The following is a 15,913-nucleotide window of genomic DNA, read 5'->3' on the forward strand; positions in this document are numbered from 1 at the left end:
CAATCCAGCGCTTCTGCCAAAGAACCGTCGACGTCCAGCAGAGATGTGGATAGAAACTTCGGAATCAGGACACTAGCATGCCTCACCATCTCGCGAGATTAAACAGTCGTAAGATCGCGAACGTGGAGGCACGGTGAAACTTCCCGGTCGAGTGTTGCGTCTCTGAAAGGTCGAAGAGAAAGGAAGTACTAAACGCATTTTAGGAAACACCCGGATGACCCATGAAAATCGCCGCAACCTACAGAAGCCTGCGGCGAATGCGACTTTTGGTATCGGTCTAGCATTTGCTCTTCTACAGCAGATTTCGCCGACGTTCAGTCTCATGGCAGCCGCTCGAAGGCGATAGCAGAGTAAGGGCCCAGGCTAGTGTGTCTGCCAGCTAGGCCAGCGGATCGATGTTGTTCATCTTCACCCTGAGACCAAGGATGTAACCTGGCCGCGCGCTGCGTCCTGGTCATCGCAATGCTTGTTCTCATTGAGAAAGGGGTATGTTCACGTCAAAGTGCCGTTTCGGGCTACAACTTGTTCCGCCGACTGACGACTATACTTGCATCGATCAGATCGTCTGAGCGCACTTTTGCCACCGCCCACCAAGCCCGGCAGTGTCTCGTTAGTCCCTCAAATATCGGAAGACGGCTGTGGCCGGAAGGATACGCTTACACTATTGTGACAGCTACCAGTATAGCCGCCAGCGCTTGTCAAAGCGAATGCCATGCCCCTGTAGCGTTATACGCAAGCCGGCCCGGCCTGATCCGGTCGGGCCAATAGCATGCAGAATGAGACCGTCATGCATTAGCAGACGCCCAGGTGCGTAGTTTATTAGGCGGGGAATGTAATGCTTCGCGTGCTTGCGTGGGTTGGCGCCGAATAGAGCGTCTTTGTAAGTCAATTCCCAAACGGCCATTGTAGCTCCACAATTTGGCGCCTCAATAAGGAGTGTGAAAGAAAATGTCCCTACCACATCTTCATTCGGATAAGCATAAAGCCATTGGAGATCAAAATGAGATCGCTGTGCTACGCTTTCCTTTTCGAACGATTGGCCGCCGACCTCGAAGATGTGGAAGCCGGGTATCGCCCTCAATTTGTCTAAAATGACTGTCTCTTCGAGCTGCGAGGACAACAGAAGGCCTAAACGATCATATAGGCTAGGAAAGGACTTAATTAAGATTTCGTTACTGCACCGAGCCGATAGAAGATACTTATCGATGCTAGTCACCGCGTCGAGATAGGCCGCCGTTCCCAGCGTGTAGAAGCCGCCGTCCGATCGTGGCACCCAGTGCGAGCGATTCTTCATAACGCTGCGGCCAATCTCGGCACACTCTTCCGGAGTTAACATATCGTGTTGACAGAGTGGGATCCCCTCCGCCATTAGCATGATGAGACTAACTTAAAACCAATGCGGCTTTCGATAACCTCGGAACGAAACCCTTTCATACCTGTCGCCTCCTTTGGCGGGATAGTGAATTCGGAACAAGGATCCATATCCGTGTCATGCTGCGGAATTACTGAGCATCGCATTGGTTTGGATGATGTCAAGCAGAAAAAGTTTGTGAACTCGAAACCCTCGTGGGCTTGGACGGTTGGATGGCCGACACATTCGGATAAAGAAGCAACTGGGGTCTTGGATACCGGCGACCTTCCTCACGAGCGTCATTTCCGCTGGTTTCGCAAGTAGGTTGCGTTGGCCAACCATCGTTCTTGCTGGCAGCCCATCGGTGATGGTACTCGTGTAGCACCTCTTGCTGGCATTGCATCAATGTGTAACGATGCCTGAAGAAGCTCTAGTTATCTCTTTAGCCTTGATGAGAAGCGTCGGGGAGGACGAGATGGATGAGATCCTGTTGCGTCGCTATCTAGTTATGAGCGAAGGTTACAAGCTCACAGCCTATGATGATACAAAGAAGATCAGAACTATTGGAGTGGGCTTTAACCTTCGGCGACCTGACGCCGACGATCTACTTGCGGCGCTTGGACGAAACAGCTCAAAAGTCAAAGCCGGAACGGAAAGTCTTAGTCCGAGCGATGCATTCGCTCTTCTTAATCACGACATCGAGACGGCGACTGCTGATCTGGCGGTAGCCTTCCCGGACTTCGAAGCATACTCTGAAGGTCGCCAAATAACTCTTATTAGCCTTCGTTTCAACTTGGGTTTGAACGGACTCCTGGGATTTAAGAAATTTGTGGCGGCCGTTCGGGCAGGTGACTGGTCAAAGGCAGGAAGCGAATTGAAGGATTCAAAATGGTATAAGCAAGTCTCCAGCCGCGGCCCGCGGGAAGTGGCGGCGATTACTTCAGGTAGTTTGCCATCAAAGGTCGGCTCGTTCCCAAAGCATTTTGCGGAAAAACTAAAAGAAGCCGGTGAGAAAACGGAAAAGGGAAAAGACAGCAAGGAGGGGGACAAAGGGAAGGACACGGGAGAAAAGACCGAGAAGGGGAAAGACAGCAAAGAGGGCGAAAAGGGAAAAGAGAGCGAAAAGGGAAAAGAGAGCGAAAAGGGGAAGGAGGACGAGAAGGAGAAAGAGAGCAAAGAAGAGGAAAAAGGCAAAGAGAGCAAGGAAGAGGAAAAAGGCAAGGAGAGCAAGGAAGAGGAAAAAGGCAAAGAGAGCAAGGAAGAGGAAAAAGGCAAAGAGAGCAAGGAAGAGGAAAAGGGCAAGGAGAGCAAGGAAGAGGAAAAGGATGTTGAGCTTCCGTTGAAATCCGGTGACTCGGGGCAGAATATCATATTGATCGCAAGACGGCTAAATTCTATACTGAGGGTCATATGAATCGCGGTTTGTTCTTTTCAAATCGGTCGAATGAATTCGCTAGCTTGAAGCGCATTCTTGATGGGACTGGAACTTCATTTTTTCTGATAGATGACCTGACACTCTTGGATCGCCACCTCTCGCTTAATCTGGGCCGCAAAAAAGGGGGAGCGTCTCGTGTCGGTAAAACCACGGTATTGTTCGACGGATACCCTCAGTGTTCAATTTCCAACTTGATGGTAGAGGAGTATGTGAACTTCGTGAGGTCGGAGTGGGCGGCAGCGATGACACTCGTTCTTGGCAGCAGCGAGAGGCTGCTAAACGCAAATGCATTTCAGACCTATGCGAGTCTCACCTTTGACACCAGCTTGCAATGTTCAATAAGAGATATCCTTGAATCGTCAGAAGTGCCCACGCGAATACCGGGGCTATTTTGGCAGAGCAAAGATTTGATACAGACGGCGACCGAGCTATTGGTGGGTTTTACGATAACCCGCCGCAGTATATTCCTTTTCGATGGCCGAGCCCGCGAGATCTGGGACAGGGGCCGTCTTCTAGAACCCGTCGCGACAATTCAAAGTTTGTTGTGGATAAAAAATGTCGACTGGGTCAACGTGATTTTTGATGTAGGGGGAGATAAGATCATATGCGTAGAATTAAACTGCGGTTTTCCTTGGGCGCTTACAGTGGAGCGTCGGATTCTATTTATCAATGAGATGCTCGGACAGTAAGATGAGTAAGGTCTTTGTTTTTGGTTCGAGGAGCGATCGAACTACCCTTCAATTAATCAGTGCCCTTTCCCAGTCGGGGCATCTCGCTGACGTCATTAGTCCATCAGATTTCCGTAACTGGAAGAAGATCCTGTGGGATCGTGAGCGAAAACATCTTGTCATTACGAGTGAGGAATCGGAGGTGGCTGTACCGGAAGTAGATTGTATTTTTAATAGGTTCAGGGCAAGGGCCTGGAAGTCGAACTCGGAACAGTACGAATTTGACACCGCGACTGCCCCAATTACTTCCTTTTTGCAGGGGTCTTCGGGTTTTGTGGTTAATCGACCTCATGCTGGTTGGTCAAATTTCTCAAAACCGCTCCACTACAGAGTGCTAGAGAACTACGGCTTCCTGGTACCGCAGCACTTCGTGACGACAGAACGGCAAGTTGCTGAGCATCACCTGAAATACAACGGAACCTGGATTTCAAAAGGGATTTCGTCTTATAGAACGACTGCAACCGTGGTCGATCGCTCTGACATGTTCCGCTTCGACTATCTGCACTTCGCGCCGGCTCTCTTTCAGCGTCGCGTTTTAGGCCATGAGGTTAGGTTGCACATGATCGGTTTGGAGGCCATCGCGGTCAGCATCGCATCTCCCGAGCCTGACTATCGTGAGCAAGCAAGGCGATCGCCACGCTCGGTGAGGATGGAGCTTATCGAAGCGCCTGAGGAAATAGTGGCCAAATGCCTAAATTACTGTTACGATAACGAATTATACTTTTGTGGATTTGATTTTGTGGTTGAAGATAATAAATGGTGGTGCTTGGAGGCAAACCCTTCACCGGCCTTTGATTTTTTCGAAAGCTTCGGCCCTTTCGGTATCACAGAAAAAATTTTGAAGTTCTTGATCAGCACAAGCAAAGGACAGCAATATAATATGAGCAAGCATGTAAAATCCACGTCGTTTGAGCCATTCATTGAGGCGAGTCGCGTTCAAAACTTGACTTTTTAGACGTCATCCAGTCGATAAATGCAATTGCCTTATTTATCACTCCAGAGGTTGAAGACTGTGAGAGAAAGAGATGATCGTGCGCAAGCATCATCGAGGCATTGAGGCGTAAGCCAGAGATCGCCGTGACCTAATGAAAGACCATCAACCGAGGGCTCAACTGAAAGAAAATCCGCTTCTTCGATCCGTTTAAGTGCAAAGCGATTGAAGAGAAGGGATTTGTATCTTATCAGAGGTTGGACTTGCCCTCGCAACACGATGACAGAGTAGCCGTTAAGGTTCATTGTAAAGCGGGCAGCTAAGACTTTGCAGAATTTCTCCGGAGATTTGCTCAAGTAAGCGTCTCGGACTTGCTCAAACTTCTGATAGGCGTCCTCGATGTCGTATCCGAGGGCATCATAAGCTTCAACGAGATCTCGGGAAAACGTTGGATGCTGATGCACCACAACCGGTGGCGATTTGACGCGATCTGCTTTCGCCTCTAGTGGCCTGACTAATAGTGAGACCGACACACTGCCGATTAGCATTCTGCGACTAAACATTGCCGACTCCCTAAAAGCCTAACAGGTGTTCGATCAGCGGTCCAGCTTGCGAGAGTTTAGTGTTCGGTCGAGCGGACCACAATATCTTCGTGTGGGAGGATGGTGCGCGAAGCGGATTAGCAGATCGTCTCCGTGATGAGGCTAAAAGACCAATCTGCCACACCTTCTTAACGGCGTGGACCTCGAACTGCATCGGCAGCTTGAAGCGCGGGCAGTTGCGTTGGTGCTAGGAGTGCGGAATAGGTCCAGCATGGCCACGCACATTCACCATATCGCCAAATTGGCCCTTGTGCGAGCGGTGGTTTAGCCACATTATCGGAGGTTGCATTCAGCCACATCAAAGGCCAGGACCTTTAGCGCCATCCGAGACAGCGGCGGCAGAGACCAGGTCCCGCGGGCCCCATGCCGGATTGAGCCTTGCTCGACAGGGTCCGAGAGATCCTCTCCGAAAAGCCCCTTCCACGGCTAGAGTCACCGGAAGGTTGGGCCCGAATGCCGATCGCCGGCGTTCCCACGGCGGCGTGTGTTGCGGCTTATGCGCGAAAAACAACTTGCTGGCACCCGGCCGGGTCGGTCAGCCGCGTGGACCCGTGGATCGCGCAACCACGACGGCACCATCATTCCCGACACTATCGCACTATCGACACGATGTGGGGCACGGACATGACCACGACCTGGACGGCCGAAGGAAAGGTCGCGGTCTTCGGACGTCGGTTTCGCCTGAAGGCGTGCAGATCAGGCCGTGAGAGCCGAGCGCCAATTTCAATTTGCTGCAACGCAACAGCACCTCGCTCCCGTTCTGTGCTCGGCCCTTGGACAGGCAGAGCAATCAAGACTGAGTCGTTGATGTTGTAGCCAAGACAACAATTTTCGACGACCGTTTCGGCACGCCGCGAGCCGAGTTGATAGAGCATGACCAACCCAGCGAAAACGACCCTGCTGGGACAATTTGTGGGACAGTTCAGAAATCTCCAGACTTCATAGTTATACAGTCGATCGGGGCGGACATCCCCTCCGCCAGAACGCCATCCTAAGTCATTGTATTGGCATAGAATTTCGGAAGGCGGATCATCTGATCCCCTAGTTCATCCCCTAGTCAGACGCGCGGTCATTGGCGAATGGGAGCGAACGGCGGGGGACAGCAGGATCTTCCCCAAGCAACTCGGCCAGCCGCTTTAGGTACGAGGCGAGTTTGTACGCTCGCCGCGTGTCCAATGTTAGGTAGAGAGGGGAAGCGTTCGCATCCGTCGGCCATAGCGTCAGGAGGATATTCTGCTCCCCCGATACGAACGAATAATGTGTGGCTTCCTCCATTCGGCACGACCCTCCTAACGGTCGCCCGCTAATCGGTGATTGAGCCGGCGGGCCTGACGCTATTGCGGGCATCTTGCCGACTTGGATGCGCAGCCACCGGTCTCCACTCGAGGATGTGAATATGACGGGCGGAGTTTTACCGAGCGCAGCCGCGCAACCGGGAGCTCGAACAGCCCTTTTTGTCTCCTAACCCGTGCTGGGGCAATTACTTCTGGAGGGAGTAGGACGAGAATTGCACCGGCTGCTGCAGAACTCTCTCCTCCCGCCGCAGCTTCTCCCGAGCGAGCATTTCGTAAGCCGCGGCGACCGATAGCTTCAGGCGTGCCGCAGCGCGTCGTATGGGGACCTTGTCCACGTGCACCAGTTCCCACAATTCCGAGGCAACGGCGTCTGATGAAGGTTTCATGGCGAGCTGCCTCCGAATTTAGGCAGGCATCCTAGACAGCGATAGAGCGCGACGAAAATGCACGATGGGTTGAGCGGCACCACGTCGATCTTCGTGCTGCGGGTTGCAGACCTGCATGCTCCCCCGGACAATCTGAAGGGCTTTCAGGCTCGTCGTCTAATGAATTCGGTTTTGCGAGCGAACCAAGGAATGACAACCTAACCCCGCCCATGCTATACTTTTCACATGGCGAGCGCACCGGCGCTCGTTCCAGCGGCCGCCCCATTAGGGGATGACTCTCAGCGCTGGAACTACGCCATTCATGGCGGGCGACTTCGCCCTAACCAGCGCCGATCAAGGCTAATAGCCCTTCGCGCTGGGATTGCCGATGCCCGCAATTTCGCCTTTCATAGTCTACACCTCTCCCAGAGGTCGCTCCTTCTGGATCAGTAGATATTTGTCGGCGAACGGCTGGACCTGCGGGCACAATGAAGCGCGGCACGTTCGCAGTCTCCAGGATGTCAAATCATGGTTGGGCTTGCCTCGCCATGGCACCGTGGAGACCGCAGCGGCGCCTTATTGGCGGTTGGTCCAAGAGCTGCGGCCCGAGATCAAGACGGTCGTGATTCGGCGGCCTGTGGATGAGGTTGTGGATAGCCTGCGCCGCACTGGCGTGATTGCCGATCCAGAGGCGCTGCGGGGCGGCCTAGAGGCGCTGGATCGCAAGCTGGAGCAGATCTCCGCGCGCGTGCCAGGCGCTCTCTCCGTCACCTTCGCGGAGCTGAATGATGAGGCTACCTGCGCCCGCATCTTCGAGCATTGCTTGTCGCTCCCGCATGATCCGGATTGGTATGCCCGCGCGGCTCCGCTGAACCTCCAGATCAATCTACCGGCCCAGATGCACTACTACGCGGCGAACGCCAGGCAGTTGCAGGCAGCGGCGAGGAGTGTCGGCCAGCACACTCGCACGAAGCTCATGTCCCGTGCCGTCGTCTCGAACGAATTCACCTTTGCGCAGGAACCGCTCGAAGCGCTGCTGCGAGACGGCGCGGGGCTGATCGGCGAGCATCTCATTATGGTCGGCGAGCCTCCGGACGCCATCGCAATGAAGAACATCCCCCTGCTCCAAAAGCTGGAGGATGTCGGGATCCTGCACATCACGACGGCTCGGCAGAATGGGCGGATGTTTGGCTATCTCGTGGCGATTACCGCGCCCTCTCTGCAGTCTGACGATCGCACAGAGGCGCTTCATACCAGCTTCTTCACATCTCCAAACGCGCCGGGGCTGGGGCTCAAGCTCCAGCGGGCATCCATCGCGCATCTGCGCGAGCAAGGCGTGGATGACGTGTTCTTTCGCGCTGGAACTCGCGGCGCCGGCCCCCGAATGGGCGCCCTTTATCGCCGGCTCGGGGCCGAAGAATTCGGTCAGATTTATTCTCTCAACTTGAAGGTATTGCACTAATGGGCCTCGCAGCGGGCGGCATCGCTGCAGGCGTCGGAACAGTTGCGGCGGGGGCGCTAAGCGCCAGTGCTGCGGGCACTGCTGCGGGTGGGGCGGCCGACGCGGCCAAGCTCCAGATCAAGCAGCAGCAGAACGCGGTCAACAATTCCAACAATACCTTTGGGAACGTTGCGACCGCGCTGCAGCCCTATACGAACACGGGCCAGCTAGCCAATCAGGGTCTCGACAATGCTCTGGTCAATGGCACCTACAATACGAATACCAATCTTCTGAGCCAAGCATCCGGCTACACCGGACAGGCCGCTGGCTCTTATGGACAGGCGGGGAACGAATTCGGCGCGGCCAATAATGCCTATGGGCAGGCGGGCAACGAATTCGGCGCGGCGAATAATCTCTACAGCACGCTGCAGAACGGCCCGACGCAGGCGCAACTTGCCGCGACGCCGGGCTACCAGTTCACCTTGAACCAAGGATTGGAGAGCACGCAGAACAGCGCTGCTGCTCGCGGTCTGGGCAACTCAGGGGCAGCCCTGAAGGGCGCTGCCGCCTACGCCACCGGTCTCGCCAACAGCACGTATCAGAATGACTTCAACGATATGGCGCAGGTCGCACAGGGCTATAACAGCCTCGGCAATTCCTACCTTAACCAGGGGCAGGGCTATACTGGCGTCGGCACCGGCTACCTCAACCAGGGCCAGGGTTACGGCGGCCTTGCGACCAACAGCATCAACCAGCAAGCCGGACTTCTGAACACCAATCAGCAGAACTTCAACATGCTGATGCAGCCCTACCAGACTGGCCTGCAGGCTGCGGGCGATTACGGATCATATGCGACGAACACCGCTGGACAGGTCAACGCCGGCCTCACGGGCGTCGGGCAAGCAGGCGCAGCAGGCGCGGTGGGCTCGGCCAATGCCAACGCGCAGGGTTTGAGCAACATTGGCGGCGCTGTCTCTGGGCTTGGCGGAAGCCTCCAGCAAAACATGCTGCTGAACCAGCTGAACGGCGGCGGCAGCGGTGGGGGATTGCTTAGCGGACTCCTCGGCGGCGACCAGTATTCCAACGGCATCACAGGCGGCCTGTTCGGTTCTTCCGCTCAGGCCGTCAACCAAGCGTCAAACTACGGTGGCTTTGGCTCAACCCCCGGCATCGCTTACGATTGATCGCACATCATGCCAATTCATCAGACTCACGCTCAGCGTGCCCAGGAAAACGCGCAATTCGGTGCGCAGTTCGCTGCTCAATCAGGGCAGCCGCCTGGTCCTGGAACCAATCTCCTGATGCAGGGATTCGCTCCTCCCGCCGCTGTTGGGGGAAGCGCGGCGAGCGCTCCAGGTCCCGCACCTGTTCCGGGGCAGATGGCAGGACCGCCGGGCCGGCAGATGTCGGACATCGTTCAGCAGCGGATCAAGAATGCCTTCCACCCTCAGAATCCGGATCCGACAAACCTGGCCGGGCAAATCCAGCGGTCGAATTACTGGGTGCACGCCTATGGCACGCTGGCACGCAAGCCTGAGCTAACGATGCAGGACGTGGTGTCCACCGCAGCGCAAGGCGTGAAGGACGGAAAGACGACGGTCGAGGAGGCATCGCAGACTCTCGCCGGACTTCCAAAGGATCCGGCGCAACTTCGCAGCTTCATAGTCCAGCGCTTCAAAGGCGCTATCCTCGGGTCCGTGCATCTGCAGGATATGGCGAAATCGGTGCAGTCTGCACCAGCGGCGCCGGGAGCGTAGGAAATGTCAGGCAACGTTCTCGGCTCTCCCTACCCAGAACTCGAAGCGCGCGCGCCCGTCTACCAGCCGCCGCAGCAAAACAATCTGCTGCAAATGTATGGCCAGGCTCAGGACATCCAGGGCCAGCGGCTTCAGAACCAGACTGCTCAGCAGACGCTAGCGGCACGCCAGGCGATCGGTCAGGCATATAGTCAGTCGATCGATCCAACCACCGGGCAGCTAGACAGCAATAAGCTGATGTCGCTCGTGGCGGGGAATCCTGCGGCTGCTTATTTGGCCGGCGATGTCGCGGCGCAGGCACAGCAGCGCCAAGAGGAACAATACAAACTCAACCAATCCGGACTCAGCCAGACGCTGAATCGGATGTCGCCATACAATCAGGCGTTCGCGCCGCTGATGCGGCTGGGCCCCAACGTGACGCCGGGCGATGTGTATGGCGTGGTTGGCAGTCTCCATGCGGCCGGCCTGCCCACCGATGAGATTGCGGGAGACATAGCGGCGTCGATGCCGGTGATGGATCCGACGAAGATGAATGACCCGGCTTATAAGCAGGCTTATGGGCAGCAGCTTCAGGGCTGGGTCACGAACCAGGCAGGCCGATCCTTCAGCGACGGTGTGCAGGCGCAGATCTTCCGGCCGAACGTATCCCTGACCGACACGGGCGGAGGGATCACTGGTGTCGATACCAATCCGACGACCAATCCCAACGCGGTCGGCATGAACCTGCAGAAGACGCTCTCGCCCGGCGAGCAGGTTTCTCAGCGGACGATCACTGCGCCGGACGGTTCAACCTATACACTCCCGGCGGCGACAGTCGCGGTGGGCCAAGGCCAGGGCAATCTCGTGCCCGGCGGTGGCGCTGGATCGACGCCCTCCATCTTCGGCACTGGACGGCTTCCAGGCCGTGGGGCGCCGTATTCCGGGCCGCAGGCCTCCAGCGTTCCAGGCATGCCAACGCCACCGCCTGGCGCGCCTCCTGGTGCAATCCAGACCGGCATCGGGCCGGCGCAATCGGCTGGAGCAACTGTCGCCGGCACGGGATCAGCCAACGACGCGCACAATCTCTACCAATCGGTAGCAACATCGGGCTCGCGCATCTTCCAGCTCAACAAGGCGCTCACTGCTCTCCAGAATCTCGGCCCCACCGGGACTGGTCCCGGCACCGATACCCGGCAGGCGGTCGCGAGCTACCTCAATTCGGTCCCCTACGTGCGGAACATCATCGGCACCGACCCGAACAGCATCGCGAGCTACGACGAGGCGAACAAATACCTGACGGCCTATGCTTCGAACCAAGCCTCGGCCATGGGCCCTGGCACGGACAGCAAGCTCGCGACGGCGCTGACGAGCAACGCCTCCACGCACATCAGCAATCTGGCCGCCACGGACGTGGTGAAGGCCACGATGGGGCTGGAGCGGATGCAGCAGGCTCAGGCGCAGGCGTTCACGCAGTCCGGGCTGCCGGCATCGAACTATGACCAGTGGTCGGCAAACTGGAACAAGTCTGTCGATCCTCGCGCTTATGCCTTCGATCTCATGAACCCGAAGCAGCGCGGAACGGTGCTGCAAAGCCTGTCCGGATCGGCGCGCACCAACTTCCTGAACCAAGTGTGGTCGGCCTCGCAGAACGGCTTCATCGATGGCAGCAAGCTCGGCTTCTCGTCGGCGCCGGCTGTTGCTCCCGCCGGGGCTCCGGCTGGCGTGCCGCCTCCAGCCGCACCCTATGACCCAGCGACGGGCCTGCCGCCGGGGATCACGCCATGACCAGCATGAGCGTCACGCCCTATGACTCGCTGTTCGCGCAGGCGGGGCAGGCAAACAACGTCGATCCTAACCTTGCGGCTGCCGTTTCCGCAGTCGAGAGCAGCTATGATCCGAACGCCACAAGCCCCACGGGCGCGCACGGCCTCATGCAACTTGAGCCCGGCACGGCCTCTGATATGGGCGTCAAGGACAGTTCCGACGCCGGTCAGAACATCAACGGCGGCACGAAGTATCTCAGCAAGATGCTGACGCAGTTCGGCAACGTGCCGGATGCGCTGATGCACTACAACGCGGGGCCAAACGGAAACGTCAACAACCCCGAGACGCAAGCCTACGTCGGCAAGGTCCAGGCCGCCTATCAGGACATCCTGCGGGCTGGCGGGATCAAGGTGGCGCAGGCCGATACTGGGAACGCTACCGATGCCGGCAGCGCGCCGGGCTCGGCGCCAATCCCCGGTCGCCCCAGCGACGACCAGATGATGCAGATGTTGACCGGCGGCTCCGGATCGAGCCCGCCACCGGCCTCCAGCTCTGCCGCAGCTCCAGGCAACCTTCCCTCGGCCGCACCCATTCCTGGCCGTCCAGACGACGCGACCATGATGCAGATGCTTACGGGCTCTGGATCGCCTCCTCAGGCTGCAGGTGGTTCTGGCGCTCCGTCAGCTACGTTGGCGCCTCCGCAGACGCCGCCGCCCTCTACCCCGCCCGGAGCGCCTTCCGCGGCGCCTCCAGCCGCTTTCGCGACGGTCGCACCTCATCCTGCGCCGGACGGATCAGGCGTCACCACGAACCTCAGCGATGCCGATTACTACCGCTTCAAGCTCCAGCAAGCGGCACCGCCTGATGGGCCAGCCGATGCTTCGGCGCCAATCGCTGTCAGCGGGGCAACCCCCGATCCGGCCGCCGCTGGAGGTCCTAATCCAACTCCGATCAGCTCCCCCGGTGGCGCAACGATCCCGACTTGGATGCAGGCCGCTGGCGCAGGCGCAGCTGACGCCTACCGGGGCACGGCGCGCACGCTCGCCAACGTCGCAAACTACGTGGACAACAACGTTCCGTTCCTCAAATCCCTGGACAGCTCGGTCGGATTGCATCCCGATCAGGTCTCGAACGATCTGATGGCCGCGATCCAGGGCAACCAGCAGCAGTTCGGAAACAATCCGCTCTATCTCGCGGGCAATGTCGGCGGGAATATCGCCCAGGCTATTCCCATGATGGCGGCTGGAGGCGCTGGCGTCGGCGCTGTGTTGGATGCGATCCCAGGCGTGGGCCGGGTTGCTGGCGCAGTGGCGAACGGGGTGCGTGCTATCCCCGGCGGGAACGCCCTCGTTGCGTTGGGCACCAATGCAGCAAAGGGAGCGGCGCAAGGAGCTGGCGTCGCCGCGGCGACTTCCGGGGGCTCCAACAATCCGCTCTTGCCGCAGGTCGAGCAGGGCGCGGAACTCGGTGGTGTTCTTGGCGGCGCCGTCCCCGCAGTCATTGGCGCCGGGAAGGGCATCGTCAAGGCAGCCCTCGGCGGATCGACGGACGCTGAGACGGCGGCTCTGGCAGCAAAGGCGAGGCAGCTCGGCATTCCCATCACGCTTGGCCAGCTCAGCACAAATCCGGCCGTGCGCACGGTGGACGCGGTTACCAAGCAGGTGCCGTTCTCAGGCGCGACGGCTGAATCTGCGACCCAGCAGGCGGCCTTCAACAAAGCCGTCTCGAACCAGATCGGCGAAGATACCCCCAAGGTCACGCCTCAGGTCATGACGAACGCGAAGCTGCGCATCGGCGCGACACTGGATCACGTCGAGAACAACAACGACGTGAACTTCGACCCGCAATTCGTGCAGGACCTATCTGGGATCGAGGCGAAAGCCCAGTCGTCGCTGACTGATTCGGAATACGCCGTGGTCCAGCGTCAGCTTGCCGGCGTGATGAAGAACGTCCAGCCAGGCGACACGATCACGGGGCAGACCTTTGGAAACCTGATCCACAAGGGATCGACGCTCGATGCCGCCATCAACAGCCGGGACAGCAACGTCGCCAACTTCGCCGGTCAGATAAAGGGAGTTCTGCAGGACGCGCTATCCCGCAGCCTCAGCCCGCAAGACGCCCAGGCCTATTCTCAGGCCCGGCTGCAATACAAGAACCTGAAGACGATCGAGCCCTTGGTGAGCAGCGCCACAGGCGGAGACATCAGCCCCGCGAGGCTGGCCAGCGCTGTGGGCAAAACCTATGGCAGCAGCACGGCCTATGCCGGCGGTGGCGGAGATATCGTTGATCTGGCGCGCATCGGCCAGCGCTTTCTGAAAGAGCCGCCAGATAGCGGGACGGCCAATCGAGTAGCTACGCTCGACGCCATGACGCGCGCAGGGGGTATCGTTGGAGGTGTGATTACGGGCGCTGCCAACCCGGTCGATGCGGCCTACCTGGCTGCAGCAGCTGGAGGCACGGCACTCGCCGCACGGGGCGCTCGCGCCTACCTCGGAAGTCAGTTGCTAGCGAACCGGCTTGTTCAGGCTGGGCTCAACCCGGCCGCCGCTCCAGGTGTCGTGAACCGGCTCATGACGACCTACGCGGGCAACGCTGGAGGCCTCGGGGTAGCGGCTGCGAAGAAAGACCGCCTGCCTTCGCCATGATCTGCGGGCGTCTCTCTCGAAACAGAGGCGCCCCCATTTCCACAGCGACCAGATGATCAGCTTGTCCAGGTAGAGGAAGAGCTGGAGCACGACACCAGCGCCCAGTCCGACGAGGAGCATCTCGGGATAGTGGCCGAGCAAAGCCATCATTGAGCGCGCGCCGGAGTCCTGGTTCTCAGAGCGTAGATCGTGAGAGTCTTGATGAGGACCGGGGCGACCGCAATCGCGGCGAGGAGCGCGAAATACTCGGCACCGCTCGACTGGGAGGCTAGATCCCAGGTGACGAAAATCGGACCGAGGAACAGCGCCTCGAGCAAGAACATCATTGGGATGCCCCAGAGGCTCGCCCTCAGCCAAAAACAAAGAACGACCAGGCTGACAACTGCGTAGATCACTGGCTTGATCCCTGGGGCGCGCAAATGCCGCCCGACCCTTTCGTTGCGATTCTGCTCTTTGACGAGTCCCTGTTCAAGGGTGATGTTCAGCGTCGCTGCCTGATCTAGCGCTGGAGTGGCCGCGCCCTTCGAGGGGAACAATTTTTTCAAGGGTGAGCTTTGAACAGGTCATGGAGCACCCGAATTGATTGATGCGGCTGTTGGCAGGACGATAAGGCTTTGAAGCAATTATTATGGATTGGGGCGCTATTTCTGGCCCTGTTTTGCTCTCATCAGACCGAGGCTGCGACGGCGCAGGCCTTCATGACAGGCGGTCGTCTTGCCGCTTACTGTGCTGACGATAGCCCGGTATGCACGGCCTACGTAATAGGCGTCGCGGACGTTCTCGCCCTTGGGGGGAACGATCCCAGTATCGGCATCTGCCTGCCGGCTTCACTGACTAGGTTCGACGTGGTCCGATCGTTTCAGCGCTACATTCGGCAGAAGCCCGGTTTTCGGTCGAGTTCGGCCGCAGAACTGGTTCTCGAAGCGCTTCGCAGCTCATACCCCTGCGCGGCGGATCAGGCGAACCTGTCGAGCCGGACCAACGCAGGCGGCGGCTAGTTGCTGCCCGAATAGCCGTCGATCTAGGGGACAGACTAGGGGATTGATCTGAGAACCCATCACGCGCAAGAGCATAGTTAGGCGGACCTTACTTCCGACAAATCGTTGGATGGCCAAACGTGCGTTGCCCAACTTTACGCGATGTTCCACGGATGATCCGAGCCTTCCGGAGGACAGTGCTGCACCATGCCTCATCGTATCAGCCGCAACGAGCTTTACGAGCTGGTTTGGTCCCAGCCTATCTCAGCGCTCTCTAAACGGTTTGAGATCTCGGACGTTGCTTTGGCAAAAGCGTGTGCCCGGGCCCATATTCCAGTGCCGCCTCGCGGCTGGTGGGCACGCAAGACCGCGGGAAAGCCCACGCCCCCGCAGGCACCGTTGAATCCTAGGCTTCCTGGGCAGGACAATGAGGTAATTATCGGAGGGGGCGCCTATGCCCACTTCAGGCAGTCGCTATTACCGGCCGAGATTTCGGCAATGCCAATTCCGCCGGAACCCGTCTACGAGGAGGATCTGGAAGCGGTCAGAAGCCGAGTAAGGCGAGCGGTTGGGAAAGTGGTCGCAAGCGGAAGTCTCAAACAACCTCCCCGAGCCATTGCCGACCTTCTCGCAAAGGACGAGG

At 58.2% G+C, this 15,913-nt stretch carries 13 protein-coding genes and 1 pseudogene; 10 read left to right on the forward strand and 4 right to left on the reverse strand.

Annotated features, from left to right (window positions below; genetic code table 11):
- Nucleotides 1-673: 673 nt before the first annotated feature.
- Nucleotides 674-1,294, reverse strand: coding sequence for a hypothetical protein (locus tag GSQ92_RS06580; RefSeq protein WP_159013193.1), 621 nt, complete (start codon nucleotides 1,292-1,294; stop codon nucleotides 674-676).
- A gap of 472 nt (nucleotides 1,295-1,766) precedes the next feature.
- On the opposite strand from GSQ92_RS06580, the gene GSQ92_RS06585 reads away from it, so the two are divergent.
- From GSQ92_RS06585 to GSQ92_RS06595, 3 genes are read left to right on the forward strand one after another with little or no spacing between them, the layout of a single operon-like run.
- On the forward strand, nucleotides 1,767-2,765 hold the full coding sequence (locus GSQ92_RS06585; protein ID WP_159013194.1) for a glycoside hydrolase family protein: 999 nt from the start codon (nucleotides 1,767-1,769) through the stop codon (nucleotides 2,763-2,765).
- Nucleotides 2,766-2,809: 44 nt separating this feature from the next.
- Nucleotides 2,810-3,475, forward strand: a complete 666-nt coding sequence (locus tag GSQ92_RS06590; RefSeq protein ID WP_159013195.1) for a hypothetical protein — start codon at nucleotides 2,810-2,812, stop codon at nucleotides 3,473-3,475.
- A 1-nt stretch (nucleotide 3,476) separates the two neighbouring features.
- A complete protein-coding gene (locus GSQ92_RS06595) occupies nucleotides 3,477-4,469 on the forward strand; it encodes a RimK family alpha-L-glutamate ligase (RefSeq protein ID WP_159013196.1) in 993 nt (330 codons plus the stop codon).
- Between the two features lie 29 nt (nucleotides 4,470-4,498).
- On the opposite strand, the gene GSQ92_RS06600 is transcribed toward GSQ92_RS06595, so the two are convergent.
- The gene (locus GSQ92_RS06600) at nucleotides 4,499-5,008 is read right to left on the reverse strand and encodes a hypothetical protein (RefSeq protein ID WP_159013197.1); all 510 of its coding nucleotides are present in this window, start codon (nucleotides 5,006-5,008) and stop codon (nucleotides 4,499-4,501) included.
- Between the two features lie 378 nt (nucleotides 5,009-5,386).
- On the opposite strand from GSQ92_RS06600, the pseudogene GSQ92_RS31595 reads away from it, so the two are divergent.
- Nucleotides 5,387-5,713, forward strand: a pseudogene (locus GSQ92_RS31595) (IS3 family transposase); the annotation flags it as partial.
- A gap of 814 nt (nucleotides 5,714-6,527) precedes the next feature.
- Here GSQ92_RS31595 and GSQ92_RS06605 read toward each other — a convergent pair.
- Entirely contained in the window at nucleotides 6,528-6,728 is a 201-nt protein-coding gene (locus tag GSQ92_RS06605; protein ID WP_159013198.1) for a hypothetical protein, read from the reverse strand.
- 511 nt (nucleotides 6,729-7,239) lie between these two features.
- Between GSQ92_RS06605 and GSQ92_RS06610 the strand changes: the two genes are divergently transcribed.
- The 5 genes from GSQ92_RS06610 to GSQ92_RS06630 all read left to right on the forward strand — a co-directional run bounded on the left by GSQ92_RS06610 (nucleotide 7,240) and on the right by GSQ92_RS06630 (nucleotide 14,293).
- The gene (locus tag GSQ92_RS06610) at nucleotides 7,240-8,169 is read left to right on the forward strand and encodes a GNAT family N-acetyltransferase (protein ID WP_254066582.1); all 930 of its coding nucleotides are present in this window, start codon (nucleotides 7,240-7,242) and stop codon (nucleotides 8,167-8,169) included.
- On the forward strand, nucleotides 8,169-9,332 hold the full coding sequence (locus GSQ92_RS06615; RefSeq protein WP_159013199.1) for a hypothetical protein: 1,164 nt from the start codon (nucleotides 8,169-8,171) through the stop codon (nucleotides 9,330-9,332). The genes GSQ92_RS06610 and GSQ92_RS06615 overlap by 1 nt, the downstream gene beginning before the upstream one ends.
- A gap of 219 nt (nucleotides 9,333-9,551) precedes the next feature.
- Nucleotides 9,552-9,905: a hypothetical protein gene (locus GSQ92_RS06620; RefSeq protein WP_159013200.1), complete on the forward strand. Its 354-nt coding sequence runs from the start codon at nucleotides 9,552-9,554 to the stop codon at nucleotides 9,903-9,905.
- A gap of 3 nt (nucleotides 9,906-9,908) precedes the next feature.
- A complete protein-coding gene (locus GSQ92_RS06625; protein ID WP_159013201.1) occupies nucleotides 9,909-11,669 on the forward strand; it encodes a hypothetical protein in 1,761 nt (586 codons plus the stop codon).
- Nucleotides 11,666-14,293: a lytic transglycosylase domain-containing protein gene (locus tag GSQ92_RS06630; RefSeq protein WP_159013202.1), complete on the forward strand. Its 2,628-nt coding sequence runs from the start codon at nucleotides 11,666-11,668 to the stop codon at nucleotides 14,291-14,293. The genes GSQ92_RS06625 and GSQ92_RS06630 overlap by 4 nt, the downstream gene beginning before the upstream one ends.
- A gap of 146 nt (nucleotides 14,294-14,439) precedes the next feature.
- On the opposite strand, the gene GSQ92_RS06635 is transcribed toward GSQ92_RS06630, so the two are convergent.
- Nucleotides 14,440-14,838 (reverse strand): hypothetical protein, encoded by a 399-nt coding sequence (locus GSQ92_RS06635; protein WP_159013203.1) that lies wholly within the window; start codon nucleotides 14,836-14,838, stop codon nucleotides 14,440-14,442.
- A gap of 153 nt (nucleotides 14,839-14,991) precedes the next feature.
- On the opposite strand from GSQ92_RS06635, the gene GSQ92_RS31600 reads away from it, so the two are divergent.
- Complete coding sequence (locus GSQ92_RS31600; protein WP_371418540.1) at nucleotides 14,992-15,291, forward strand: Rap1a/Tai family immunity protein; 300 nt, start codon at nucleotides 14,992-14,994, stop codon at nucleotides 15,289-15,291.
- Nucleotides 15,292-15,913 lie beyond the last annotated feature (622 nt).

It is taken from the genome of Acidisoma sp. S159, from assembly GCF_009766125.1.
GTDB lineage: Bacteria > Pseudomonadota > Alphaproteobacteria > Acetobacterales > Acetobacteraceae > Acidisoma.